This is a genomic window from Synechococcus sp. CBW1004, from assembly GCF_015840715.1.
GTDB lineage: Bacteria > Cyanobacteriota > Cyanobacteriia > PCC-6307 > Cyanobiaceae > Cyanobium.
In genome coordinates, this window is the sequence record NZ_CP060397.1 from 818343 (window position 1) to 841825 (window position 23483).

22 protein-coding genes are annotated in these 23483 nt (G+C 69.3%); 16 read left to right on the forward strand and 6 right to left on the reverse strand.

Going from position 1 to position 23483, the window contains the following annotated elements:
* Positions 1 to 47 precede the first annotated feature (47 nt).
* The 7 genes from H8F25_RS03890 to H8F25_RS03920 all read left to right on the forward strand — a co-directional run bounded on the left by H8F25_RS03890 (position 48) and on the right by H8F25_RS03920 (position 6476).
* Positions 48 to 539, forward strand: a complete 492-nt coding sequence (locus H8F25_RS03890; RefSeq protein ID WP_197212094.1) for a flavin reductase family protein — start codon at positions 48 to 50, stop codon at positions 537 to 539.
* Positions 536 to 2644: an excinuclease ABC subunit UvrC gene (uvrC, locus tag H8F25_RS03895; protein ID WP_231597059.1), complete on the forward strand. Its 2109-nt coding sequence runs from the start codon at positions 536 to 538 to the stop codon at positions 2642 to 2644. The genes H8F25_RS03890 and uvrC overlap by 4 nt, the downstream gene beginning before the upstream one ends.
* Positions 2641 to 2940, forward strand: coding sequence for a hypothetical protein (locus tag H8F25_RS03900; protein ID WP_370525810.1), 300 nt, complete (start codon positions 2641 to 2643; stop codon positions 2938 to 2940). Before uvrC ends, H8F25_RS03900 begins: the two co-directional genes overlap by 4 nt.
* 28 nt (positions 2941 to 2968) lie before the next feature.
* Positions 2969 to 4516: a cryptochrome/photolyase family protein gene (locus H8F25_RS03905; protein ID WP_197212095.1), complete on the forward strand. Its 1548-nt coding sequence runs from the start codon at positions 2969 to 2971 to the stop codon at positions 4514 to 4516.
* A gap of 93 nt (positions 4517 to 4609) precedes the next feature.
* A complete protein-coding gene (hemJ, locus tag H8F25_RS03910) occupies positions 4610 to 5248 on the forward strand; it encodes a protoporphyrinogen oxidase HemJ (RefSeq protein WP_231597060.1) in 639 nt (212 codons plus the stop codon).
* The gene (locus tag H8F25_RS03915) at positions 5235 to 5900 is read left to right on the forward strand and encodes a PHP domain-containing protein (protein ID WP_197212096.1); all 666 of its coding nucleotides are present in this window, start codon (positions 5235 to 5237) and stop codon (positions 5898 to 5900) included. The genes hemJ and H8F25_RS03915 overlap by 14 nt, the downstream gene beginning before the upstream one ends.
* 27 nt (positions 5901 to 5927) lie before the next feature.
* Positions 5928 to 6476, forward strand: coding sequence for a hypothetical protein (locus tag H8F25_RS03920; protein WP_197212097.1), 549 nt, complete (start codon positions 5928 to 5930; stop codon positions 6474 to 6476).
* Positions 6477 to 6758: 282 nt separating this feature from the next.
* Here the strand turns inward: H8F25_RS03920 and cobN are convergent, their stop codons facing one another.
* The gene (gene cobN, locus H8F25_RS03925; protein WP_197212098.1) at positions 6759 to 10820 is read right to left on the reverse strand and encodes a cobaltochelatase subunit CobN; all 4062 of its coding nucleotides are present in this window, start codon (positions 10818 to 10820) and stop codon (positions 6759 to 6761) included.
* Between the two features lie 71 nt (positions 10821 to 10891).
* Between cobN and H8F25_RS03930 the strand changes: the two genes are divergently transcribed.
* Together H8F25_RS03930 and metH are read left to right on the forward strand one after the other, a co-directional pair.
* A complete protein-coding gene (locus tag H8F25_RS03930) occupies positions 10892 to 11809 on the forward strand; it encodes a branched-chain amino acid transaminase (protein WP_197212099.1) in 918 nt (305 codons plus the stop codon).
* Entirely contained in the window at positions 11809 to 15558 is a 3750-nt protein-coding gene (metH, locus tag H8F25_RS03935) for a methionine synthase (RefSeq protein ID WP_197212100.1), read from the forward strand. The genes H8F25_RS03930 and metH overlap by 1 nt, the downstream gene beginning before the upstream one ends.
* 44 nt (positions 15559 to 15602) lie before the next feature.
* On the opposite strand, the gene H8F25_RS03940 is transcribed toward metH, so the two are convergent.
* Together H8F25_RS03940 and H8F25_RS03945 are read right to left on the reverse strand one after the other, a co-directional pair.
* Entirely contained in the window at positions 15603 to 16289 is a 687-nt protein-coding gene (locus H8F25_RS03940; protein WP_197212101.1) for an SDR family oxidoreductase, read from the reverse strand.
* A gap of 82 nt (positions 16290 to 16371) precedes the next feature.
* Complete coding sequence (locus H8F25_RS03945) at positions 16372 to 16668, reverse strand: hypothetical protein (RefSeq protein ID WP_197212102.1); 297 nt, start codon at positions 16666 to 16668, stop codon at positions 16372 to 16374.
* A gap of 155 nt (positions 16669 to 16823) precedes the next feature.
* Between H8F25_RS03945 and H8F25_RS03950 the strand changes: the two genes are divergently transcribed.
* Positions 16824 to 17066 (forward strand): hypothetical protein, encoded by a 243-nt coding sequence (locus H8F25_RS03950; protein WP_197212103.1) that lies wholly within the window; start codon positions 16824 to 16826, stop codon positions 17064 to 17066.
* Between the two features lie 41 nt (positions 17067 to 17107).
* Here H8F25_RS03950 and H8F25_RS03955 read toward each other — a convergent pair whose 3' ends face one another.
* Positions 17108 to 17554, reverse strand: a complete 447-nt coding sequence (locus H8F25_RS03955; protein WP_197212104.1) for a TspO/MBR family protein — start codon at positions 17552 to 17554, stop codon at positions 17108 to 17110.
* Between the two features lie 80 nt (positions 17555 to 17634).
* Between H8F25_RS03955 and H8F25_RS03960 the strand changes: the two genes are divergently transcribed.
* Positions 17635 to 17910, forward strand: a complete 276-nt coding sequence (locus H8F25_RS03960; RefSeq protein WP_197212105.1) for a DUF4090 family protein — start codon at positions 17635 to 17637, stop codon at positions 17908 to 17910.
* 124 nt (positions 17911 to 18034) lie between these two features.
* On the opposite strand, the gene H8F25_RS03965 is transcribed toward H8F25_RS03960, so the two are convergent.
* Positions 18035 to 18262: a hypothetical protein gene (locus H8F25_RS03965; protein ID WP_197212106.1), complete on the reverse strand. Its 228-nt coding sequence runs from the start codon at positions 18260 to 18262 to the stop codon at positions 18035 to 18037.
* Positions 18263 to 18392: 130 nt separating this feature from the next.
* Between H8F25_RS03965 and H8F25_RS03970 the strand changes: the two genes are divergently transcribed.
* Entirely contained in the window at positions 18393 to 18803 is a 411-nt protein-coding gene (locus H8F25_RS03970) for a DUF2237 family protein (RefSeq protein ID WP_197212107.1), read from the forward strand.
* 22 nt (positions 18804 to 18825) lie between these two features.
* On the opposite strand, the gene H8F25_RS03975 is transcribed toward H8F25_RS03970, so the two are convergent.
* A complete protein-coding gene (locus tag H8F25_RS03975) occupies positions 18826 to 19554 on the reverse strand; it encodes an SDR family NAD(P)-dependent oxidoreductase (protein ID WP_197213419.1) in 729 nt (242 codons plus the stop codon).
* Between the two features lie 37 nt (positions 19555 to 19591).
* Between H8F25_RS03975 and H8F25_RS03980 the strand changes: the two genes are divergently transcribed.
* The 4 genes from H8F25_RS03980 (at position 19592) to H8F25_RS03995 (ending at position 23480) form a co-directional block, all read left to right on the forward strand.
* On the forward strand, positions 19592 to 20542 hold the full coding sequence (locus H8F25_RS03980) for an NAD(P)H-dependent glycerol-3-phosphate dehydrogenase (RefSeq protein WP_197212108.1): 951 nt from the start codon (positions 19592 to 19594) through the stop codon (positions 20540 to 20542).
* Between the two features lie 124 nt (positions 20543 to 20666).
* The gene (locus H8F25_RS03985) at positions 20667 to 21638 is read left to right on the forward strand and encodes a PhzF family phenazine biosynthesis protein (protein WP_197212109.1); all 972 of its coding nucleotides are present in this window, start codon (positions 20667 to 20669) and stop codon (positions 21636 to 21638) included.
* Positions 21611 to 22633 carry a SpoIID/LytB domain-containing protein gene (locus H8F25_RS03990; protein ID WP_231597061.1) on the forward strand — a complete coding sequence of 341 codons (1023 nt, stop codon included), beginning with the start codon at positions 21611 to 21613 and terminating at the stop codon, positions 22631 to 22633. Before H8F25_RS03985 ends, H8F25_RS03990 begins: the two co-directional genes overlap by 28 nt.
* The gene (locus tag H8F25_RS03995) at positions 22623 to 23480 is read left to right on the forward strand and encodes an ATP adenylyltransferase (RefSeq protein ID WP_197212110.1); all 858 of its coding nucleotides are present in this window, start codon (positions 22623 to 22625) and stop codon (positions 23478 to 23480) included. The genes H8F25_RS03990 and H8F25_RS03995 overlap by 11 nt, the downstream gene beginning before the upstream one ends.
* Positions 23481 to 23483 lie beyond the last annotated feature (3 nt).

A 23483-nucleotide genomic window follows, 5' to 3' on the forward strand; every position in this document is an offset into this window, starting at 1 on the left:
CCTCCGGGAGGGGATCCCTAGAGTCGGTCGGCCTGCCCCTGCCTGCCATGAGCGAGATCGCCTTCGATCCGGCTGCCAAGAAGACACTGCTGCGCAAGATCCCCCACGGCGTGTTCATCTGCGGCGTCGCCGAAGGCGATGAGGTCAATGGGTTCACGGCCAGCTGGGTGACGCAGGGCTCCTTCGAGCCGCCCCTGGTGGTGATGGCGGTGCGCGCCGACTCCACCAGCAATGGCATGATCCAGCGCACGGGCCGCTTCTCCCTGAACGTGCTCGCCGCCGAGCAGAAGGATCTGGCGGCCGTGTTCTTCAAGCCGCAGAAGGCTGTCGGTGGTCGTTTCGACGCCGCCCCCTTCCAGCTGGGTGCCCTGGGTCTGCCGATCCTCGATGACGCCCTCGGTGCCGTGGAATGTGAGCTGGTCGGCCAGGTGGCGGCAGGCGATCACACCGTCTTCGTCGGCCAGGTGAAGAACGCCGTGCTGCACCGCGACGGCGCCGCCCTCGAGCTGGCCACCACCGGCTGGCAGTACGGCGGGTGAGCCACGGCATCGCGCAGGGGGCCGGATCCGGTCCTCTGCTGCTCGATCCGGCGCGGCTGAAGGATCGCCTGGGACAGATACCGGCTGAGCCCGGCTGCTATCTGATGCGCGATGGGGAGGATCGCATCCTCTACATCGGCAAGGCCAAGGTCCTGCGCCATCGTGTGCGCAGCTACTTCCAGAGTGGTGCCGGTCACGGCCACAGCCCGCGCATCCGTCTGATGGTGCGCCAGATCTGTGAGATTGAGTTCATCGTCACCGACAGCGAAGCCGAGGCGCTGGCGCTGGAATCGAATCTGATCAAGCAGAATCAGCCGCACTTCAATGTGCTGTTGAAGGATGACAAGAAATATCCTTATCTCTGTATCACCTGGAGTGAGGCCTATCCGCGCATCTTCATCACGCGCCGTCGCCGCTTCCACTCCCCTCTCGATCGCTTCTACGGTCCCTACGTCGATGTGGGGCTGCTGCGGCGCACCCTCGCCCTGGTGAAGCGGGTGTTCCCGCTGCGGCAGCGGCCCCAGCCCCTCCACCGGGACCGCACCTGCCTGAACTTCGACATCGGCCGCTGTCCCGGGGTGTGCCAGCAGAAGATCAGCTCGGAGGACTACCACCGCAGCCTGCGGCAGGTGGCGATGGTGTTCCAGGGCCGCAACGAGGAGCTGATCGCCCTGCTGCGTGAGCAGATGGAGCGCTACGCCGAGCGCCTCGATTTCGAGAGTGCCGCCCGCGTGCGCGACCAGCTGCAGGGCCTCGATGCGCTCACCGCCGATCAGAAGATGAGCATCGGCGACAGTTCGGTGAGCCGCGATGTGATCGCTCTCGCCAGCGACGGCCGCGTGGCTGCGGTGCAGCTGTTTCAGATGCGCGCCGGCAAGCTGGTGGGCCGTCTGGGCTACACCGCCGATGCTGTGTTGCAGGAATCCTCTGTGGCGTCTGCCGGCGGCGGGGGGCCAGCCGCGGCCCGGGCGTCGCCTGGCGACGCCGAGGACGACGGAACCGCAGCCTCCGCCAACGGCCTGATCCTGCAGCGGGTGATCGAGGAGCACTACAGCCAGGTGGAGGGCGTCGAGATCCCGCCGGAGCTGTTGCTGCAGGCACCGCTGCCGCAGCAGGAGCTGATCGAGGCCTGGCTCAGCGAGCTGCGCGGCCGACGGGTGAGGCTCTTGGTGCCGCAGCGTCAGCAGAAGGCGGAACTGATCGAGCTGGTGGTGCGCAATGCCAGCTATGAACTGCAGCGCGCCCAGCGGGCCAGCGAGCAGAACCAGCTGGCCACCGAAGACCTGGCCCAGCTCCTCGACCTGGCCGTGCCGCCGCGGCGGATCGAGGGCTACGACATCAGCCACATCCAGGGCAGCGACGCGGTGGCCTCCCAGGTGGTGTTCATCGACGGCCTTCCCGCCAAGCAGCACTACCGCAAATACCGCATCCGCAGCAGTGCGGTGCGCGCCGGCCACTCCGACGATTTCATGAGCATGGCCGAGGTGATCCGCCGCCGCTTCCGCCGCTGGGCACAGGCCAAGGCGGAGGGCGCCGATCTGGCCGAGCTGCGCCGCTGCGGCGGCTCGGCGCTGCACACCGACGGCATGGGCGACTGGCCCGATGTGGTGATGATCGACGGCGGCAAGGGGCAGCTCTCCGCCGTGATGGAGGCCCTGCGCGAACTCGATCTCGATCAGGAGCTGGTGGTCTGCTCGCTCGCCAAGCAGCGCGAGGAGGTGTTCCTGCCCGGCGAGAAGCAACCCCTCGACAGCGAGCCGGACCAGCTGGGGGTCGCCCTGCTGCGGCGCCTGCGCGATGAGGCACACCGCTTCGCCGTCACCTACCACCGCCAGCAGCGCGGCGAACGCATGAAGCGCTCCAGGCTCGGTGACATCCCGGGCCTGGGCCCGAGGCGGGTGCGTGATCTGCTCGCCCATTTCCGCTCGATCGACGCCATCCAGCTCGCCAGCCCCGAGACGATCGCCGAGGCGCCGGGCATGGGTCCGGCCCTGGCGCGCCAGGTGTGGGAGTACTTCCATCCCCAGGAGGATGAGGACCCCGGAGCCGCGTCGCCGGAGGCTGGCGACGGAGAGAATGAACGGTCTCTGGAGCTGGCCGGTTGAGGCACGTCGTTTTCCTCGCCGCCTGCACCTGGATCACCCTGCAGGTCCTGTGCGCCGCCCCCGTCCTGGCGGCTCCGGGGCTGTGCGTCGGTCCTGTCTGCGGCGATGCCTTCACCCGCAGCGCGAAGCACGTCTTCCAGCTGCGCATGCGTCTCAGCGATCAGAGCGGCCATCACGAACGGATCACGGTGGACTGTCGTGATGGCCGCATCAGTCCGGCGATCGGACCGGTGGAGCGCGGCTACGGATCGGCCGTGGCCCGCCGTGCCTGCCGCCTCGTCGGCCAGGCACAGTGAAACCGCTGGTGCAGCGGAGCGACGACCCATGACGGCGGGGATCTGGGTGCTCGGCGATCAGCTCAGCGCCACCCAATCCGCGCTCGCCGCCTTCCGGACCGGCGAGGTCCCTGTGCTGCTGATCGAAAGCACCTCGGTGCTGGAGCGCCGTGCCTTCCACCAGCAGAAGCTGGTGCTGGTGTGGAGTGCCATGCGCCACTTCGCCGCCGAGCTCACCGAGGCCGGCTGGGCCGTGGACCAGCGCCAGGCCGCCAGCTTCGGCGCGGCGCTCTCCGCCTGGATCACGGAACGCGGCATCGACGAGCTGCACCTGATGGAGCCCGCCGACCGGCCGTTCCGGCAGGCCATCGAGGCCACGGTGGCTCGCCTGGCCGACGAAAGCCCTCTGCGGCTGGTGTGGCATCCCTCCAATGCCTTCCTCTGGAGCCGCGAGGACTTCGCGGCCTGGGCCGGCCGCTACAGGCAGCTGCGCATGGAGCTCTTCTATCGCGAGGGGCGCCGGCGCTTCGGGGTGCTGATGGAGGACGGCGAACCGCTGGGCGGCCAGTGGAACTACGACCACGACAACCGCAGAGCGCCACCGAAGGGGCTGAAAGGACCCGAGCCCCTGGGGTTCGAACCCGATGCGATCACCGAAGCCGTCATCGCCAGGGTGGAGGCGCTCGATGGCGAGCGTCGCGCCGGGGGTCTGCCACCCCTGCCTGGCCAATCCCGTCCGTTTCGCTGGGCGGTGACGCGCGAGCAGGCCCTGGCGGTGCTGGAGCACTTCATCGCCACCCGGCTCGATGGCTTCGGCCCCTATCAGGACGCCATGGTGACGGGCCAGAGCACCCTCTGGCATGCGTTGCTGAGCCCGTACCTGAACGTGGGATTGCTGCAGCCGCTGGAGGTGATCCGCCGCCTCGAGCAGGCGGGCCTGGAGCGGGGCACGCCGTTGGCCAGCCTGGAGGGGGTGATCCGCCAGATCCTCGGCTGGCGCGAATACACCCACGGTCTGTACCACTGGTTCGGCGCCGATTACGCCGGCCTCAATCATTTCGACGCCCGTGCTCCCCTGCCGGCATGGCTGGAGGACCTGGCCACCAGCGGCATGACCTGCATGGACACGGTGCTGGGCGAGATCCGCACCAGCGGCTACGCCCATCACATCCAGCGGCTGATGGTGCTGGCCAACTACGGCCTGCTGGCGGGTCTGGATCCCCAGGCGTTCACCGCCTGGTTCCATCGCATGTTCATCGACGGCTTCGACTGGGTGATGCAGACCAACGTGCTCGGCATGGGTCTGTTCGCCGATGGCGGCCGCCTCGCGAGCAAGCCCTATGCCGCCAGCGGCAACTACATCCGCCGCATGAGCACCTACTGCCGGGGCTGTCGCTACGACGTCAAGGCGCGCAGCGGTGCCAAGGCCTGTCCGTTCAATGTCCTCTACTGGGACTTCCTGGATCGCCATGCCGAGCAGCTGCGCCGCAATCCGCGCATGGGGCTGGTGATGAAGCAGCTCGAGAAGCTTGATGCCACCGAGCTGGAGGCGATCAGAGCCGCAGCCGCTGCCCACCTCGCCGACGAGGCGATCTGATCTCCCGGGGTGTGGGCTTCAAGCCGCGTCGGGGAGCGGCCGGCCTGAGCCCCCTAGCCTGATCACTGCCTCCGCCCCGGCTGCCGCTCCCCCATGCCGCCCCTCGCGATGCCCTTCGCCGCCCTGCCTGCCCTCCCCTGGCCGCCCGAGGCCTACCTGTGGTTCAAGACTCTCCACATTGTCGGGGTGGTGGTGTGGTTCGCCGGGCTCTTCTATCTGGTGCGGCTGTTCATCTATCACCGCGAGGCCGACGAGCTCGAGCCCGCCCTGCGCACCGCCTTCCAGCAGCAGTACGGGCTGATGGAGCGGCGCCTGGCCAACATCATCACCACCCCCGGCATGGTGGTGGCGGTGGTGTGCGCCATCGGACTGCTCAGCGTCAATCCCGCCTGGCTGAAGCAGGGCTGGATGCACGCCAAGCTGGCCTTCGTGGCGGCGTTGCTGGCCTACCACTGGTTCTGCTACCGGCTGATGGGGCAGCTGCAGCGCGGAGTCTGTAGCTGGAACGGCAGACAGCTGCGCGCCCTCAACGAATTGCCCACACTGCTGCTGGTGATCGTGGTGATGCTGGTGGTGTTCAAGAACCAGTTCCCCACCGGCGCCGCCACCTGGTTTGTCGTGGCCCTGGTGGTGTTCATGGCCGCCTCGATTCAGTTCTATGCCCGCTGGCGACGGCTGCGGGCCGAGCGATTGGCGGCTGAGGCCGCTGGAGGCAGCGGTGCTGCGGCCTGAAGCCCTCGCCCATCCGCTGACGCCGGTGCTGCGGCAGGTGGAGGCCACAAGCTGCCCGGGCAAGCTGAATTTCCACTGCCACACGATTCACAGCGACGGCAGCCTCGACCCGGCCGATCTGGTGATGCAGGCCTGCAACCTCGGGCTGGAGCATCTGGCGATCACCGATCACCACTGTCATCGCGCCCTCGAAGGTGCCCGCAACGCCCTCGATCTGGCCGCTGCGGAGGGTGTGGCAGTGCCGACGCTCTGGCGGGGCGTGGAGATCAGCTGTCTTCTGGAAGGCTGTCTCGTGCATGTGCTGGCGCTGGGTTTCGGCGACGACCACGTCTCGCTGCTCCCCTACCTGCAGGGCAGTGCCGTGGTCGGACAGGCGCTGCGGGCCGAGGCGGTGCTGGCGGCGATTCAGGCCGCCGGCGGACTGGCGCTGCTGGCCCATCCCGCCCGCTACCGCCTGCCCTACACCCGGCTGATCGCCGCCGCGGCCGATCTCGGCTTCGATGGCGCCGAGACCTGGTACGACTACGACATGCAGCTGCGCTGGCAGCCGACGCCGCTGGTCTGTGAGGCGATCGCCGCGGACCTCGACAAACGTGGCCTTTTGCACTGTTGTGGCACCGACACCCATGGTCTGGTGCTGGATGGCCGCTAGGGTCTGCTGCAGCATTCAATGCCGCCGATGGGACTGTTCGACCGACTGCTGGGCAAGGGTTCCGCCTCCATGAAGGTGTCGGGCCAGGACGCCAAGGCCGCCCCGAAGCCTGCCAAGGAAGCTGTGTTCCTTGGCCCTGACGCGTCGAGCAGCCTGGGCAACGTGGAATTCATGCGCCGTTCGAACACGATCCGCCACACCTTCCCCGGCACCGCCGACAGCCCCGGCAACAAGGAGATGGTGGCTGAGGTGGCCTCGATGGAGGCCCGCCTCGAGACGATGACGCCTGGCCTGGCCGGCATCAATCCCGACTCCGATGTGAACGTCGACCTGACCGGTGGCATCCCCAAGCCGGTGAAGAAGACCTTTGCCAAGCCGATGTCCCAGGCCGAGCTCGACCAGCGGATGCGCGGTTCGGCGGTGGCCGTCAACGAGCCCGCTGCCTCCGCCCCGGTGGCGCGCAAGGCCGAGCTCAAGGAAGAAGCCCCTTCGCAGCAGCCCCAGATCACCCAGCAGGGCGGCAAGCCGGGTGACATCAACCCCTTCAAGGCGATGGCCAAGGACCTGCGCAGCTGAGAGGAGCGCCGTTCCGGCCCATCCGCCTGGTTTGCGTTGCCATCCGACGACTCCCAGATGTGTCGGGGGATCACGCAGACCGGCTCCGGGTGCATCCCCGGGGCCTTTTTGATGGACTCCCCTGCTGGCCAGCAGGACCGAGCGCCAACCTCCCCCAGGCAGATCCCTCAGCTTCCCCGATCGCTGCAGAAATCCGGTGGCTGGCCAACGATCTGCCGGCTCTGCTCCAGGTGATTGCGAGGGAGCGTGGATTGTCTTGGCGCCACGCTCCCCCGCCGGGGTTCAGCCCGACTCGATCAGCGCCTCGCTCTCGAGCAGCAACTGCCGCAACCGCGCCAGCTCCTCGGCGGGCGCCCCAGCCCACAGTCCCCGCTGCTGCGCTTCCAGCAGCCGCTCGGCCATGTCCCGCAGCGCCCACGGGTTGTGGCGTCTCAGAAAGGCCAGCACCTCCGCGTCCGCCAGCCAGGTGCGGCTGAGGGCGCCGTAGCTCCAGTCCGGCACCCGGCCGGTGCTGGCGTCATAGGCGAACAGGTAGTCCAGGCTGGCCGCCATCTCGAAGCCGCCCTTGTAGCCGTGCTGCTGCATCGCCTCGATCCAGCGGGGATTGAGCAGGCGTGAGCGCAGCACCTTGTCGAACTCCTTCTCGAGCCGGTGCAGCCGCGGCCGCTGACGGCGGGAATGGTCGCCGAACCAGAGTGCCGGGGCCTGGCCGCGCAGCCGCTCCACCGCCGCGCTCAGGCCCCCCTGGAACTGGTAGTAGTCGTCGGAATCAAGCATGTCGTGCTCGCGGTTGTCCTGGTTGTGGAGCACCACCTGCACCTGCGCCAGGCGCTCCTCGAGGCCGCCTCGGTCGAGTCGGGCCTGCAGGCCGATCCCGCCGGAGGCGCCGGTCTGTCCGAGGGCATCGTCCGCGGCAGGGCTGACCATGCCGGTGGCACCCGCCAGCATCTCGCCGTCGTAGCGCCACTGGCTCCAGTTCAGATAGGCCTCGGCCAGATCGCTCCGCTCCTCCCACTGGCCGCTGTCGATCAGCCCCTGCAGGCCGGCGCCGTAGGCCCCGGGGGCCGATCCGAACACTCTGCCGCAATGGCCTTCCACCAGCGCGGCCTGGGCCAGCGGATTGGCTGCGCCCTCCTCCGCCAGGGAAGCGATCAGCCGGGTGGCGCGGTTGATCCAGCCCACCAGCTGCGGGAAGGCATCGCGGAACAGTCCCGAGATGCGCAGGGTCACATCGACGCGAGGTCGGCCGAGCAGCGCGAGGGGGATCACCTCCAGGTCCACCAGGCGCCGGGTGGGGCCGTCCCAGACCGGGCGCACCCCCATCAGGGCAAGGGCCTGGGCGATGTCCTCGCCGCCGTTGCGCATCGTCGCGGTACCCCATACCGACAGCGCCAGGGTGCGCAGCTCCTCCCCCTGCTCGAGGCGGTGCAGATCGAGCAGCAGCTCGGCGCTGCGCCGGGCCAGATCCCAGGCGGCCTCGGTGGGCAGTCCGCGCAGGTCGACGCTGTAGAAGTTGCGGCCCGTCGGCAGCAGATCGGGCCGGCCCCGGGTGGGGGCCCCCGAGGGGCCGGCGTTGATCCGGCCTCCGTCGAGACCGCGCAGGAAGGCCTCCCGTTCGGCCTCGCCGCAGGCGAGCAGCGATGGCGCCAGGCGCTCCCGCACATGGCGCAGCACCGCCTCGGTGCGCTCACCGATCGGGGGAAAGGCGCCATGGCTGTTGGCGAACGGCCCATCAGAGGGCGTCGTCGTCGGGCAGCCGGTGCCATGCGCGTCGGTGGCTCCAGCGCCTCCGGCTGCTGCAGGGACCGCTCGGCGGGTCAGTTCGCGGCGCATCAGCTGCAGGGCCCAGGCCTCCAGCCGGGCGATGCCGTCGCCGCAGCAGCGCAGCAGGGGGGCCGTGGTTCCGTCCGCGGCCTCCTGGGATGGGACGTCTGACTGGGATGGGGCATCCATGGAGCTGGCTGGATCCCAGGCTGGCAGTGCCGCCAGAGCGCGCCGATCCCCCTCGGTCAGGGGGCCTTCCTCAGGGTCGGCCCAGGGATCGAGTTCCAGGCCCAGGTCGTGGGCCAGGGCCTGGGTGAGACCGCACAGACCGGCCTGGGGCGGCCGCGCCAGGCAGAGCAACAGCTCCGCCAGTGCCCCACCCTCGGGGAGGCTGCCGAAGCGGTGCAGCCCGATGCGGATCTGGGCCTCCTTGATCTCGCAGAGATAGCCATCAATCCGGTCCAGTCGCGCATCCAGTCCCTCGTCCGGGTCGGGCAGGGCCCCGCTGTTCACGGGTGAGGGAGCCGGTTCCGGCAACTGCAGCCGCTCCAGCTCCTTCGCCAGGCGCTGGCGCAGGCCCCGCGCCCGTTCGCCGCCCAGGGCGCGGGCCTCCCAGTACTCATCCAGCAGGCTTTCCAGCGCCTGCAGGTCGCCGTGCAGGCCGGCGCGGCCCAGGGGAGGGGTGAGGTGATCAAGGATCACCGCCTGGGCGCGGCGCTTGGCCTGGCTGCCTTCGCCCGGGTCGTTGACGATGAAGGGATACAGATGCGGCAGCGGCCCCAGCGCCCACTCCGGGAAGCAGCTGTCCGACAGGCCCACCCCCTTTCCGGGCAGCCACTCGAGGTTGCCGTGCTTGCCCACGTGCACCACCACGTGGGCGCCGAAGTTCTCCCGCAGCCACAGGTACTGGGCCAGATAGGCGTGGGTGGGGGGCAGATCGGGGCTGTGATAGCTGAGTGACGGGTCGCGGTCGTAGCCGCGCTCCGGCTGGATCAGCACCACCACCTGTCCGAAGCGCAGGCCGCGCACGGGGAAGCCCTGGGCTGAAGGGGGATCGGTTCCGGCTCCGGGTGAAGGGGCGACGAACCGCTCCAGTCCGGCATCTGACGCCGGCGCTCCCCACACCGCCTCCAGCCGCTGGCGCCCCGCCTCCGGCAGCTCCTGGTACCAGCGCTGGTAGGCCGCCAGATCCAGATGTTCCAGGGCGGGCCGGTGACCGCTCTCGGGATCGTTGCTGCGACCGGCCAGCAGTCGCTGAATCAGTGCCTCGCCATCGGCGGGCAGGGGGCCGTCGCCCAGGTCGTAGCCCGCCTGCCGCAGCCACTCCAGCATCGCCGCCGTGCTGGCAGGCGTGTCGAGGCCGACGCCGTTGGCCAGGCGGCTGTTCCGGGTGGGGTAATTGGCGAGGACCAGCGCCACCCGGCGCCGCTCCGCCGGGGTGTGGCGCAGCTGGATCCAGTTGTCGGTGAGCGATGCGATCCAGGCAAGCCGCTCCGGGTCGGGCCGCAGGCGCTGCAGGGCCGTGGCCAGGCCCGTGATGCTGCCCTCCCGATCGCCGCCGCCTTCGCTCGGCACCACCTCCTTGAAGGCGCCGACGCGGGTGCCGATGCGGCCGTCGAGTTCCGGCAGCGCCACCTGCAGGCTGAGATCGAGCGGGCCGAGCCCGATGGCGCTCTGGTCCCATTCACGGCGGGGACGTCCGCTGGTGAGCAGCTGCAGCACCGGTACCGCCAGGCGATCCCACAGCGGGGCGCCAAGACCCGCCTCCTCGAAGCTCACCGAGGCGAAGCCGGTGCCGCACAGCACCGCCTCCGCCCGCTCTCGCTCCAGCAGGTCGCCCACCCCTTGCTGCACGGCGCCATCCCGCAGGCTGCTCACCCACAGGCCACGGGGGCAGAGCCCGCGGGAGCGCAGGGCCGCCAGCACCGCCTCCATCAGTTCGGTGTCACCTGCCTGGTGCAGGGCGCGATACAGGATCACCCCCACCCGTGCCCCCGGCTCATCGCGCCAGTCGTGGGGCAGGGGATCGGGGGCCGGCACGACCGCCGGCGGCTTCGGCCGCTTCCCGGCCACCAGGGCGGCCAGGGTCTGCAGCACGGCCCTCAGGTTGTCGGCACCGCCGACGCGCAGGCAGTCCGCCAGGGCGAGGGCCAGCGGTTCTGGAATCGTGCCCAGTGCGGCCAGTTCCCGGTCGAGTTCGGGGGTGCCGGAGAGCACCAGCAGCTGGCGCGCACCGCCATCCGGGCCGGGCTGCCGCGCCCATGCCTGCAGCTGCTCGAGCCCGTAGGACCAGTGACCGCGGCCGCCGAGCAGCCGCACCAGCACCAGCCGCGCGTGGCGGACGGTGCTGGCCAGGTAGTGGTCGATCACCGCCGGATGGCTCAGCGCCGCCAGGTTGAGGGCCCGTGCCTCGACGCCGAGCAGCTCGGGTTGACGTGCCAGCAGCTCGGCGCAGGCCACCAGATCGGTGTCGGCGCTGCTGAGCAGGAGAACCGGGGCCGGTGGCTGCTCCACGTAGGGAATCTGGCCATCGGCATCCGGCCCCTCGGGCAGCCCCGGAACCGCTGCGAGTCTGTGCATCACCCCATCCTGCAGTCCGCAGTGAGAAGATCGGGCGATCGCTCCCGCTCCTCCGCCCGCTTCCCGCTGCCATGCACCAGTTCCTTCCGTACGCCTGGTTCGGTGGCAAGTGCGTTCCGTTCGCTGAGGCCACCCTCTCGGTGGCCACCCATGCCCTGCATTACGGCACCGGCGCCTTCGGCGGCATGCGCGCCCTGCCCAACCCGGCTGATCCCTCCGAGATCCTGCTGTTCCGCGCCGACCGCCACGCCCGCCGGCTGAGCCAGAGCGCCCGTCTGCTGATGGCGGAGCTGGAGGAGGAGACGATTCATGCCGCGATCGAGGCCTTCCTGAAGGCGAACCGTCCCACCTGCCCGATCTACCTGCGGCCTTTCGTTTACACCAGTGATCTCGGCATCGCGCCGCGTCTCCATAACATCGAGACCGATTTTCTGATCTACGGCATCGAGCTCGGCGACTATCTGTCTCCGGATGGGGTGAGCTGTCGCATCAGCAGCTGGACCCGCCAGGAGGACCGCTCCCTGCCCCTGCGCGGCAAGATCAGCGGCGCTTACATCACCAGCTCCCTGGCCAAGACCGAGGCGGTCAAGAGCGGCTTCGACGAGGCCCTGCTGCTCAACAGCCGCGGCAAGGTGAGCGAGGCCAGCGGCATGAATCTGTTCATCGTCCGTGATGGTGTCCTGATCACCCCCGGCGTCGATCAGGACATCCTTGAGGGCATCACCCGCGCCAGCGTCCTGGAACTGGCCCGTGCCATGGGCATCCCGGTGCTGGAGCGCGCTGTCGACAAGTCGGAACTGCTGATCGCCGATGAGGTGTTCCTCAGCGGCACCGCGGCACGCGTCACACCGGTGCGTCGCATCGAAACCACCGACCTGCCGGTCCACAGGCCGGTGATGGAGCGTCTGCGTGAGCGCATCACGGCGATCACGGAGGGTCGTGACCCGCAGTATGACCACTGGGTCACCCGCGTCCGCCTCGACAGCTGATGGTCGTCTCCGCAGACTCCCGCCCGGCCCAGCAACGGCGCGTCGGCTTTCTGGAGCGCCTGCATGGCCCCGGCCGGCCGGTGCTGGTGTTCGACGGCGCCACCGGCACCTCGCTGCAGCAGATGAACCTCACGGCCGCCGATTTCGGTGGCCCGGCCCTGGAGGGCTGCAACGAGAACCTGGTGTTCACCCGCCCGGATGTGGTGCAGGCGGTGCACCGCCAGTTTCTGCAGGTGGGCTGCGATGTGATCGAGACCGACACCTTCGGTGCCGCCTCGATCGTGCTGGCGGAATACGACCTGCAGGATCAGGCCTTCGCGCTCAACAAGCGCGCCGCCGAGCTGGCGCGCGAGATGGCGGATGCCTACAGCACGCCGGAGAAGCCCCGGTTCGTGGCTGGTTCCATGGGCCCCACGACCAAGCTCCCCACCCTCGGCCATATCGATTTCGACACGATGAAGGCCTCCTTCGCCGAGCAGGCCGAGGGCCTGATCGCCGGCGATGTGGATCTGTTCATCGTCGAGACCTGCCAGGACGTGCTGCAGATCAAGGCGGCGCTGCAGGGCATCGAGGAGGCCTTCGCCCGCACCGGTCAGCGGCGGCCGCTGATGGTCAGCGTCACGATGGAGACCACCGGCACGATGCTGGTGGGCAGCGACATCGCGGCGGTGGTGGCGATTCTCGAGCCCTTCCCGATCGACGTGCTCGGCCTCAACTGCGCCACCGGCCCGGAGCAGATGAAGGAGCACATCCGCTATCTGAGCGAGCACAGCCCGTTTGTGGTCAGCTGCATTCCCAATGCGGGTCTGCCCGAGAACATCGGTGGTGTGGCCCATTACCGGCTGACGCCGCTCGAGATGAAACTGCAGCTGCTGCACTTCATTGAAGACCTGGGTGTGCAGGTGATCGGCGGCTGCTGCGGCACCACCCCCGCGCACATCGCCGCCCTGGTGGAACTCGCCAGTGCGATGCGGCCTGCCGAACGGCATGTGCGCACGCCGGAACTGCTTCACGACCAGGCCGACCCGCGGCCGCTGCTGGCCTATGAGCCTGGCGCCGCCTCGATTTACGGCGTCACCCCCTATCTGCAGGACAATTCGTTCCTGATCATCGGCGAGCGGCTCAACGCCAGCGGATCGAAGAAGGTGCGCGAACTGCTGGCCGAGGAGGACTGGGACGGCCTGGTGGCGGTGGCGCGCGGGCAGGTGAAGGAGAACGCCCACGTGCTCGATGTCAACGTCGACTATGTCGGCCGCGACGGTGAGCGCGACATGCGCGAACTGGTGAGTCGGCTGGTCACGAATGTGAATCTGCCGTTGATGCTCGACTCCACCGAGTGGCAGAAGATGGAGGCCGGTCTGAAGATGGCCGGCGGCAAGTGCATCCTCAATTCCACCAACTACGAGGACGGGCCCGAGCGCTTCTTCAAGGTGCTGGAGCTGGCCCGCGATTACGGCGCCGGCGTGGTGGTCGGCACGATTGATGAGGAGGGCATGGCGCGCACGGCGGAGCGCAAGTTCGCGATCGCCCAGCGCGCCTATCGCGATGCGCTCGAATTCGGCCTTCCGGCCCACGAGATCTTCTACGACCCGCTGGCCCTGCCGATCTCCACCGGTATCGAGGAGGACCGTGAGAACGGCCTGGCAACACTCGAGGCGATCAGGCTGATCCGCGAAAACCTGCCCGGCGTGCATGTCGTGCTGGGGGTGAGCAACGTCAGTTTCGGTCTGTCGCCGGCGGCCCGGATCGTGCTCAATTCGGTGTTCCTGCACGACTGCTGCGAGGCAGGCATGGACGCGGCCATCGTCAGCCCGGCCAAGATCCTGCCCCTGGCCAAGATCAGCGAGGAGCATCAGCAGGTCTGCCGCGATCTGATCCACGACCGCCGCCGCTTCGAGGGCGTCGATCCGTCCGTGCGTGCCACCGAGGCGGCGGCCACCGGTGCCATCTGCAGCTACGACCCGCTCACGGCCCTCACCACCCTCTTCGAAGGGGTCAGCGCCAGGGAGGCGCGGGCTTCAGGCCCCTCGCTGGCGGATCTGCCGATTGAGGAGCGCCTCAAGCAGCACATCATCGACGGCGAGCGTATCGGCCTTGAGCCGGCGCTCGATGAAGCGATGCAGAGCTATCCGCCGCTGCAGATCATCAACACCTTCCTGCTCGATGGCATGAAGGTGGTGGGCGAGCTGTTCGGCTCGGGCCAGATGCAGCTGCCCTTTGTGCTGCAGAGCGCCGAGACGATGAAGGCGGCCGTGGCCCACCTGGAGCCCCACATGGAAAAGGTGGAAGGCCAGAGCTCGGCGAAGGCGAAGTTTCTGATCGCCACCGTCAAGGGCGACGTGCATGACATCGGCAAGAACCTGGTCGACATCATCCTGACCAACAATGGCTATGAGGTGATCAATCTCGGCATCAAGCAGTCGGTGGAGGCGATCATCGAGGCGCAACGCCAGCACAAGGCCGACTGCATCGCCATGAGCGGCCTGCTGGTGAAATCCACGGCCTTCATGAAGGACAATCTCCAGGCCTTCAACGACGCCGGCATCGACGTGCCGGTGATTCTTGGCGGCGCTGCCCTGACGCCGCGCTTCGTCCATCAGGACTGCCGTCAGGTGTATCGGGGCCAGGTGATCTACGGCCGCGATGCCTTTGCCGACCTGCGCTTCATGGATGCCTATGTGATCGCCCGTGACGCCGACCAGTGGGACAACCGCCGCGGTTTCCTCGCGGGTGCGCCTGAGGGTCTTGGTCTGGACGATCGCTCGCCGGAGTCCCCGGCCGGGGAGACGGAGCAGTCCGTTGATGAGGCTGCGGACGCCCCCCGTGCGGATGACACCACATCGGAAACGGCTGCAGCTCCCGTGGACACCAGTCGCTCCGAGCGGGTGGCGGAGGAGCCCCTGCTGCTGCCTCCCTTCTGGGGCAGCTGTGTGCTCAGCGAGGGAGACATCCCCCTGGAGGAGGTGTTCGGCTACCTCGATCGCAGCGCGCTCTTCGCCGGCCAGTGGCAGCTGCGCAAGGCCCAGGGTCAATCCCGCGAGGACTACGAGGCGATGCTGGCTGCCAAGGCCGAACCGGTGTTGCAGCACTGGATGGGCCGCTGCCGCGAGGAAGGATTGCTGACGCCGCGGCTGGCCTATGGCTATTTCCCCTGCGGTCGCGATGGCAACGCCGTGGTGGTGTTCGATCCGGCAGGGCTGGCCGCCGGAGCCGATCCCGCCGGCGCCGGGGCGGAACTGGGCCATTTCGCCCTGCCGCGGCAGCGCTCCGGCAACCGGTACTGCATCGCCGATTTCTATCGCGATCTCCAACCTGGCTCCGACCAGCGGTCGCGTCCCGCCGACGTGCTGCCGATGCAGGCGGTGACGATGGGCGAGCGGGCCAGTGTCTTCGCCCAGGAGCTGTTCCGCGCCGATCAGTACAGCGACTATCTCTACTTCCACGGTCTCGCCGTGCAGATGGCGGAAGCGCTCGCCGAATGGGTGCATGCCCGCATCCGCCGCGAGCTTGGCCACCCCGACCCGTCTGACATGCCCCTGCGCGATGTGCTGGCCCAGCGTTATCGCGGCAGCCGCTACTCGTTCGGCTATCCTGCCTGCCCGAACGTGGCCGATTCGCGGCAGCAGCTGCTCTGGCTGGGTGCCGATCGCATTGGTCTGTCGATGGATGAGAGCGATCAGCTCCATCCTGAGCAGAGCACCACGGCGCTGGTTGCCCTGCACAGCCAGGCTCGCTACTTCTCGGCCTGAGAAGTTCAGTCTGATCAGTTCGGCCTGAGCGGTGCTTCGTGGCCTCAGGCCTGCGCCGCCAGCCAGGTGGCCAGAGGCTGGAGCGGTTGGGCAGCGCTGCTCGTGATCTCGATGATGCGGCCGATGGCCGCCGGCGTCTCGAGGGCCTCCAGGCAGACCCGTCCCACCAGCCGGCGGGGGATGCTGTTGCTCTCCTGCTGGTCGGCGGTGCTGTAGAGCACGCCTTCGCGTTCGCAGCGGCTGTCGTCCTCGCTCAGACCGCCGGGTCGCACCACCGTCCAGTCGAGGCCGCTGGTCTCGAGCCACCGCTCCCCGAGTCGCTTCCACACCAGGATCAGCCCGAACAGGTTCAGCGGGTGCAGCCAGCGACCGGCGCACAGTGAGCTCACCAGCACGACGCGCTGGAGGCCGACGGCGCGGCAGGCCTGAATCTGCTCCCGCACGCCCAGGGCATCCACCTGAAGCGGCCCCGCCAGGTTCGGGGAGGGTCTGGCACCGGTGGCGATCACCAGGGCATCGCAGCCGCTCAGGGCGTGCTGCAGGGCCTCGGTCTGGCTCAGATCCAGCCGTTGCACATCCAGACGACCTTCGCGTTCGGCTGCTGACAGGGCGTCGGGGAGCCTGGACTCCGGCCGCACGATCGCCCGCACCGACCAGCCCCGTCGCAGGGCTTCATCCACCACCCGCCAGCCTGTCTTGCCGGAGGCACCGGTCACAGCCACCAGGGTCATCGCCCATCTCTCCAAAACGCGGCCCATGCTGGCTGCTGGCCGGCGGTGCCGCGGCTGTCCTGGTGCAGAGGCCGCGGTCGGATCACAGCCCCTGCCTGGCCCGCTTCACCGCCTGCCCAGCCTCCGCGGCGGTGACCCCCGCCAGCACCAGCAGTCCGATCAGTCCCAACAGCTGGTTCTGCGCTTCGGCGGCGGCATCCGCCCGCTGGCCCAGCAGGGCACCGGCGACGAACCAGGCGGTGGCCAGGGCCGAGGTGATCCAGTAGGCGCGCCAGCGCCGTTGGTACAGATAGCCGGCCCCCAGGCCGGGGACGATATTCAGCACCACAGCCACCCAGCCGGCTGACGCGGCGAGGATCTGCTCTCGGGTGGGTGGCATGACGTCGAAGTGTCTGGCCCGCACTCTGACCGAATCGGTTCCCTGCCGTGGCGCCCGCCGGGTGTGCTGTGGATCGGTTCCCCGTATGCAGCGGCACGCCCACTCGCCTGCCATCAGGCCAAGGATGGTGCTGTTCTGAACGTGATTGCCCCTGCATGCGCGAGGTCGTGTTTCGCGTCCTGGTTGAACGGCCCGGCCACCTCACCGCTCAGGCCGTGGATCCCTCCGTCCGCATCGAAGCGCCTTCCCTCGAGGAGCTGCATCACGAGGCCCGTGAGGCCCTGATCAAGCATTTCGGAGCCGCTCACACGGCCTTCCGCGTCAGGATCCGCCGCAACCGCCCCCAGCCCGTGTCCCGCATCCGCCCCCTGGCTCCGGGGTCGGGTTGCTGTCGCTGATCCAGCCGGCCCGATGAGGAGGCCTCGGATCCCTGTCGCTTTCAGCGGTTCAGACGCTGCATCTGCCAGGTCACCAGGGTCCCCACCGGGCTCCAGAGCAGATACGGAATCAGCAGCGCTGCCGCCGCTCCGGAGCGGGAGAGCACCCACACCGTCAGTGCCATCCCCCAGAGCCAGCCGCTGAACCCCAGCGCCGTGCCGTACGCCAGGCGGCGGCTGCGGCAGATCACCCAGGTGTAGCTCTGCACCAGCAGCAGCAGAACCAGGTAGGCCGCCATCAGCCCCAGGCTGCGGCTCGCGTTCCAACTCAGCAGCGCCGACAGGTAGAAGCATGCGTAGATGCTGATCCAGATCAGCGGGATCAGCCGCTCGAACCGCAGCCAGGCCGGCCGGCGCAGGCGCATGAACCAGGCGAACTGCTCCCGGCCCGGGTTCAGCGTGACGGTGACCACCACCATCACGATCAGGATCGACAGGGCCGCGCTCATGGGTGCAGGCGATGCCACCCCAGACTGGCGCGGCCCTGCCGTGGCGACTGCCTAGGCTCGCGGTGCCCTGCCTGCTCCCCATGGCCATTGCCGGTCCTGGCGGCGTCGATGACGCCATTGCTTCCGGTCTCGATCTCGACGGCACCCCCATCCCGACCGAGATGCTCGCCCTCTACAACGAGGTGATGGAACTCGAGAGCCAGCGGGCCCGCAGCGGCGTGAAGAAGTCGATGCGCAACCGCATCGTCAAGACAGGCTCCAAGCACCTCGACCAGCAGACCCTCGATGCCCGTCTGAGGGCAGCCGGCTGGGATGGCCTCAAGGACAAGGAGATCGCCTTCTTCTACGGATCCTGAGACGAATCGCCTGTCCCGGGGGCCCGGTTCAGATCGCCACCGGACCCCAGGGAGGCTGTGGATCGGCGTTCGGGGAGCCTGATCTCATCCCCGAGTCACGAAGGCGACGGGCTCGCTGCCGCTGTCAGCTGCAGAGATCCTCGAGGGTCTCGATCACTTCCTGCTGGAACTCCTCGAGATCGCTGGAATCGCTCAGGTCGATGCCCTCGCCGGCGGCGTTCTGGGAGAGCTCCTGGAAGTGGAAGGCGCCCTCGCCGTGGGCCAGAAACTCCATGGCGGAGGACTCACCGCTCTCCTTGAAGGCGTCGCAGAGGGCCAGGAAGGCCGCGTCCTCGGTGAAATCCCAGCTCATGAAGGGTGGCGGCGGAAGGCGCTTCGTTTCCTAGACCTTTAACGCCTACCCCCCGGAATGCGTCAACCACCCGGCCCGCTTTTTTGTGCGGATCCTCCGCCAGGATGGTGCTCCCCAGACCTGCGATGCCATGGCTCCGCCGGGCTCCTCCGCGATCGACCCCTCTTCCGGCGCAGGCCCTGACGGGCCACGCAACGTGCTCGGTGAACCCCTCCGGATCTGCGGCTGCCAGCCGATGACCGGCTGGTTCCGCGATGGTTCCTGCCGCTCCGACCCCACCGATCAGGGTCGCCACACCGTCTGCTGTGTGGTGAACGAGGCTTTTCTGAGCTACAGCCGCGCCCAGGGCAATGACCTCAGCACGCCCATGCCCGCCTTCCGCTTCCCGGGCCTGAAGCCGGGGGACCGCTGGTGCGTCTGCGCCAGCCGCTGGCTGCAGGCCTACGAGGACGGCATGGCACCACCGGTGGTTCTGGACGCCTGCGAGGCCTCCAGCCTGGAGGTGATTCCGCTGGAGGTCCTGCGCGGGCACGCCGCCTGAGCGGGGGCGAGCGGTTCCGGAGCTACCAGGGAATCGCCTCGCCGTCCCAGGCCAGGAAGGCACCGCTGCGCTCCGGCGTCTGCCCCGCCAGCACCGTCAGCAGTTGCTGGGCCGCCTGCTTCGGCGTGAACAGCGTCCCGGGGGGCACCGAGCCCCGGAATGGCGCGGACAGGGCCGTGGCTGTGGTTCCCGGGTGCAGGAGCGTGACGCAGGCCTGCGGCAGCCGGCGGCGCCACTCCAGCGCCAGGGTGGTGAGCAGCTGGTTCTGGGCCGCTTTCGCCGCTCGGTAGGCGTACCAGCCGCCGAGCCGGTTGTCGCCGATGCTGCCGACCCGGGCCGACAGGCTGGCGAAGTGGGTGGGGGCGTCGCGGGGAAGCAGCGGCTCGATCGCCTGGGCCAGCAGCAGCGGCCCCCAGGCGTTGACGGCGAAGCTGCGCTCCAGATGGGGACGGCGCACCTGGCTGAGCCGTTTCTCGGGCTGCAGGTTCCCGTCGTGCAGCAGACCGGCGGTGCAGATCACCATCCGCAGAGGCGCCAGTCGTTCTGCGGCCAGAATCGCGAAGCGCTCGAGGCTGGCGTCTTCCTCCAGGTCAAGGGGCAGATGGCGCGGGCCAGCTCCGCGTCGCCCCGCCGTCCAGAGCGTCAGGCCCGGGGCGCGAGCGGTAAGGGCTTCGGCCAGCGCGGTGCCGAGCCCACCGGTGCCGACGATCAGGGCGTGGCCCTGCCAGCCCCTCCACTCCTGCTCTGCCATCGACATCGGTTGAATCAGGGGTTCGGGCCGGTCCGGCATGGCGCATGATGGCCCTTCGCCGGAGGAGGGGAGCCTGCGCATCACCCTGCTGGGACGAGGGGCCTGGGGCAGCACGCTCGCCCATCTGTGGCGTGACGCCGGCCATGATCTGGCCCTGTGGTCGCGCCGTGACGGAGGCAGTGCGGCGTCGCTGCTGGCCGGCAGTGACCTCGTGGTGGCGGCCGTCTCGATGAGCGCCATCTCGCCGCTGGGGCGCGATCTGGGCGCCCACTGGCCCGCTGGTCTGCCGCTGCTGAGCTGCAGCAAGGGCATCGATCCCGAACGGCTCGGTACCGCCACCCAGCTCTGGGCCCACTGGCTGGGGGAGCAACCGCTGGCGGTGCTCAGCGGTCCCAACCTCGCCGAGGAGCTCGACCGCGGTCTGCCGGCTGCCAGCGTGATCGCCAGTGCCGACACGCAGCTGGCTCAACGGCTGCAGATCGCCCTGCGCACCCCCAATCTGCGCCTCTACACCAACGACGACCCGATCGGCACCGAGGCGGCCGGAGCGCTCAAGAACGTGATGGCCGTGGCAGCCGGCATCAGCGATGGCCTCGGACTGGGCGCCAACGCCAAGGCATCGCTGCTCACCCGTGGTCTGGCCGAGATCGCTCTGGTGCTGGCGGCCCTCGGTGGCCAGCCCGCCACCCTCTACGGCCTGGCGGGTCTGGGAGATCTGCTGGCGACCGCCAACAGCCCGCTCAGCCGCAACTACCGCTTCGGTGGCCTGCTGGCTGAGGGCCGCAGCGAAGCCGCGGCCCTGGCCGGCATCGGCGCCACCGTGGAGGGGCCCCGCACCGCCCGCGCCACCCTGCAGCTGGCCCGCACCCGCGGCCTGAACCTGCCGATCTGCGAGCAGGTCGTCCAACTGCTGGAGGGGCACTGCGATGCCCCGACCGCCGTGCGGCGGCTGATGGAGCGCGATCCCCGCCCGGAAGCGCTGCGCTGATGCCGGCCCGGGCCCTCACCGCCGTCGCGAGCACCCTGCCGGTGCGCCGTTCCGGATCCGCCTTCCGTGCTTCCAGGGACCGCCTGCAGGCCGCTCCACTGCCACCACCTCACCGGAAGCCGTCATGCAAGCCGTTCTGATCGAGGCCTTCAGCGACCGTTCCTGCGCCGGCAATGGCGCCGCCGTCGTGCTGCTGGATCAGCCCCGTACGGAGGCCTGGCTGCAGGCGGTGGCCGGCAGCCTGCGCCAGTCCGAGACGGCCTTTCTCCTCCCCCATGACGGAGGGTGGCTGCTGCGCTGGTTCACCCCCAGCTGTGAGGTGCCCCTCTGCGGCCATGCCACCCTGGCGGCCCTGCTGGCCCTGGCCCACTGGCGGCATCTGGCAGCCGGGCAGGCCGTGCGCTTCCTCACCCGCAGCGGTCCGCTGCAGGCCCGGCTGGACCCGGACTCCACCCAACGCGGCAGCATCGATCTGCCGAGTGGCGGCCTGCTGCCGGCGGAGGCACCGGCCGATCTGCGCGCCCTGTTGCAGCGAAGGAGGCTGGGGGATCCTCTGCGGTTCTGGACCTCCGCCCTCGGCTATGCCGTGGTGCTGCTGGAGCCGCAGGCGCCTCTGGCGGGCCTCAGCTCGATCGCCGCCGAACTGCAGGGGGATCTGGCCCGTGGGCTGGTGCTGATGAAGGCCCAGCCCGCAGCCGCTGCAGTCAGCGAGTCCGTCCCGGCCTCGGTGGCGGATCTGCCGGTGGACTATCAGCTGCGGTTCTTCGCCCCGGGCCTCGGCATCGCCGAGGATCCGGTCACCGGATCGGCCCACGCCCTGGTGGCACCGTGGTGGCAGGACCAGCTGGGCCGCAGCCGCGTTGTCGGATGGCAATGTTCCGACCGTCCGGGGGGGGTGGTGTGTGAAGCCCTTTCATCCGGCAAAATCCGCCTGTTTGGTTCGGGGCATCTGCTGTGGGACGGGACGCTGCACACCCAGAGCCCGGCGGAGTCCGCGTCTTCCGCCTCCCTTTCCGCCTCCGGCGACGACGCGACGGAGGCCCCGTCCGATCCGGATTCCGCCTGCGCTTGGCTGGAGCTGGCCGCCGCCGCCTGATCCGTGCCCTGCGGCTGCACCCGGTGCTCGTCACCGCACCCCTGGCAGCGCTGGCCGTGGGAGCCGGCTTCGGCGCCCAGGCCCTGCTGCGGCCAGAGACCCACGACCGTGACCTCCTGGAAGCCCTGATCGCCCGCCCGGAGGTGGTGGCCACCACCGCGCCCGGCCAGGTCCGTGGCGCAGCCCCTGCGGATGCCAACGGCCTGCCTGCTTCGCTCCAGGCCCAGCGCGCCGCAGCCGCCTCCGGTGGCGGAGGCGCGCTGGCCGAGCCTCAGGCCGGTCCGGAGGTGCCGCTCGAGATCCGGGTCGCCCTGCTCAAGCTCTCCGGCCAGCCCTCCCTGTCCGCGAGCGGCCCCTGGCGCCTCAGTGACCGCACCGGCCGCCTGCTGCGCAGCGGCGCGGGTGGCGAGGCGGTGCCGTACCAGGCTCTGCTCGGTGAGCTCAGCGAACTGTGGCTGGAAACGAGCGCGGGTGGTCGGCTCAAGGCCGATGGCCGCTCCTACGAAGGGCGGATGCGCCTGCTGCGCGGTGATGGCGGCGTTCGGGTGGTGAATCACCTACCGCTGGAGACCTATGTGAGCTCCGTGGTCGGCGGTGAGATGCCCAGCAGCTGGAATCCGGAGGCCCTGCGGGCCCAGGCCGTGGCAGCCCGCTCCTATGCGATGGCCCACATGGCCCGTCCTGCCGGTGAACACTGGCACCTGGGCGACACCACCCGCTGGCAGAACTACGAAGGTCTCGGCAGCGTCAGTGCCGCCACCCGCTCGGCCACGGCCAGCACGGCGGGCATCATCCTGAGCTACCAGGGAGGCATCGTCGAAAGCCTCTACGCCGCCACTCAGCAGATCGTCGATGAGGCCCACGCCCACCTTGGCGCGAGCATGAGCCAGACCGGCGCCCAGCAGCTCGCCGCCCAGGGTCTCCGCTACAACGAGATCCTCGGCCGTTACTACCGGGGCGCCTCGCTCGCCCGACTGCAGGCCGGTGCGCGCTGAGCGCCACTGGCGCAGCGCCCTGGAGGTGTCCCGCCTGGCGCTGGAGGCCGGAGCGCTTGTTCCCCTGTCCACCCGGCTGATCACGGATCCGGCCCTGAGCCCCTTCCTGCTGCGGGAGCTCACCGGTCTGCCCCCCCGTCATCTCCGCTCCCCCGGACCCCGCCCCAACCCTTTCCTGCCCTGGGATCAGCCGCTGGAGGTCGGCCGGCTCGGCACCCGCCATGTGCTGCTGCTCAACAAGTACCCGGTGCAGGCGGCCCATCTGCTGGTGATCACCCCCGAGTGGCAACCCCAGAGCGGCTGGCTGCGTCCGCTCGACTGGCAGGCGGTGGCTGAGGTGGCCGCCGATACCGGTGGACTGTGGTTCTTCAACAGCAGCGCCACCGCCGGAGCAAGCCAGCCCCATCGCCACCTCCAGCTCCTGCCGCGCCATGCGGGACAACCCAGCTGTCCCCTGGCCCCGCTGCTGCTGGGGCAACTGGCGGGAGAGCGGTCCACCTGGCCGTGGGCCTACCGGCTCAGCCGTCGTCAGGACCCTCAGGGTGGCAGCGATCTGAGCGGCCTTTACGCGCGTCACTGCCGTGACCTGGAGCTGGGCGATTCGGCCCAGGATGGCGCCCCCCTGCAGGCCTACAACCTCCTGTTCGACGACGAGTGGTTCCTCACCGTGCGGCGTGACCGGGAACACCAGGCGGGATTCAGCATCAATGGTCTGGGTTTTGCGGGCTGCCTGCTGAGCACCGCTGGTTCCGATCGGGACTGGCTGCTGCGCCATGGACCCTGGGCGCTGCTGGAGGCGGTCGCCACCCCAGGTTCCGTAATTCCACGGTTGCGGAGGCTGGATTGATCG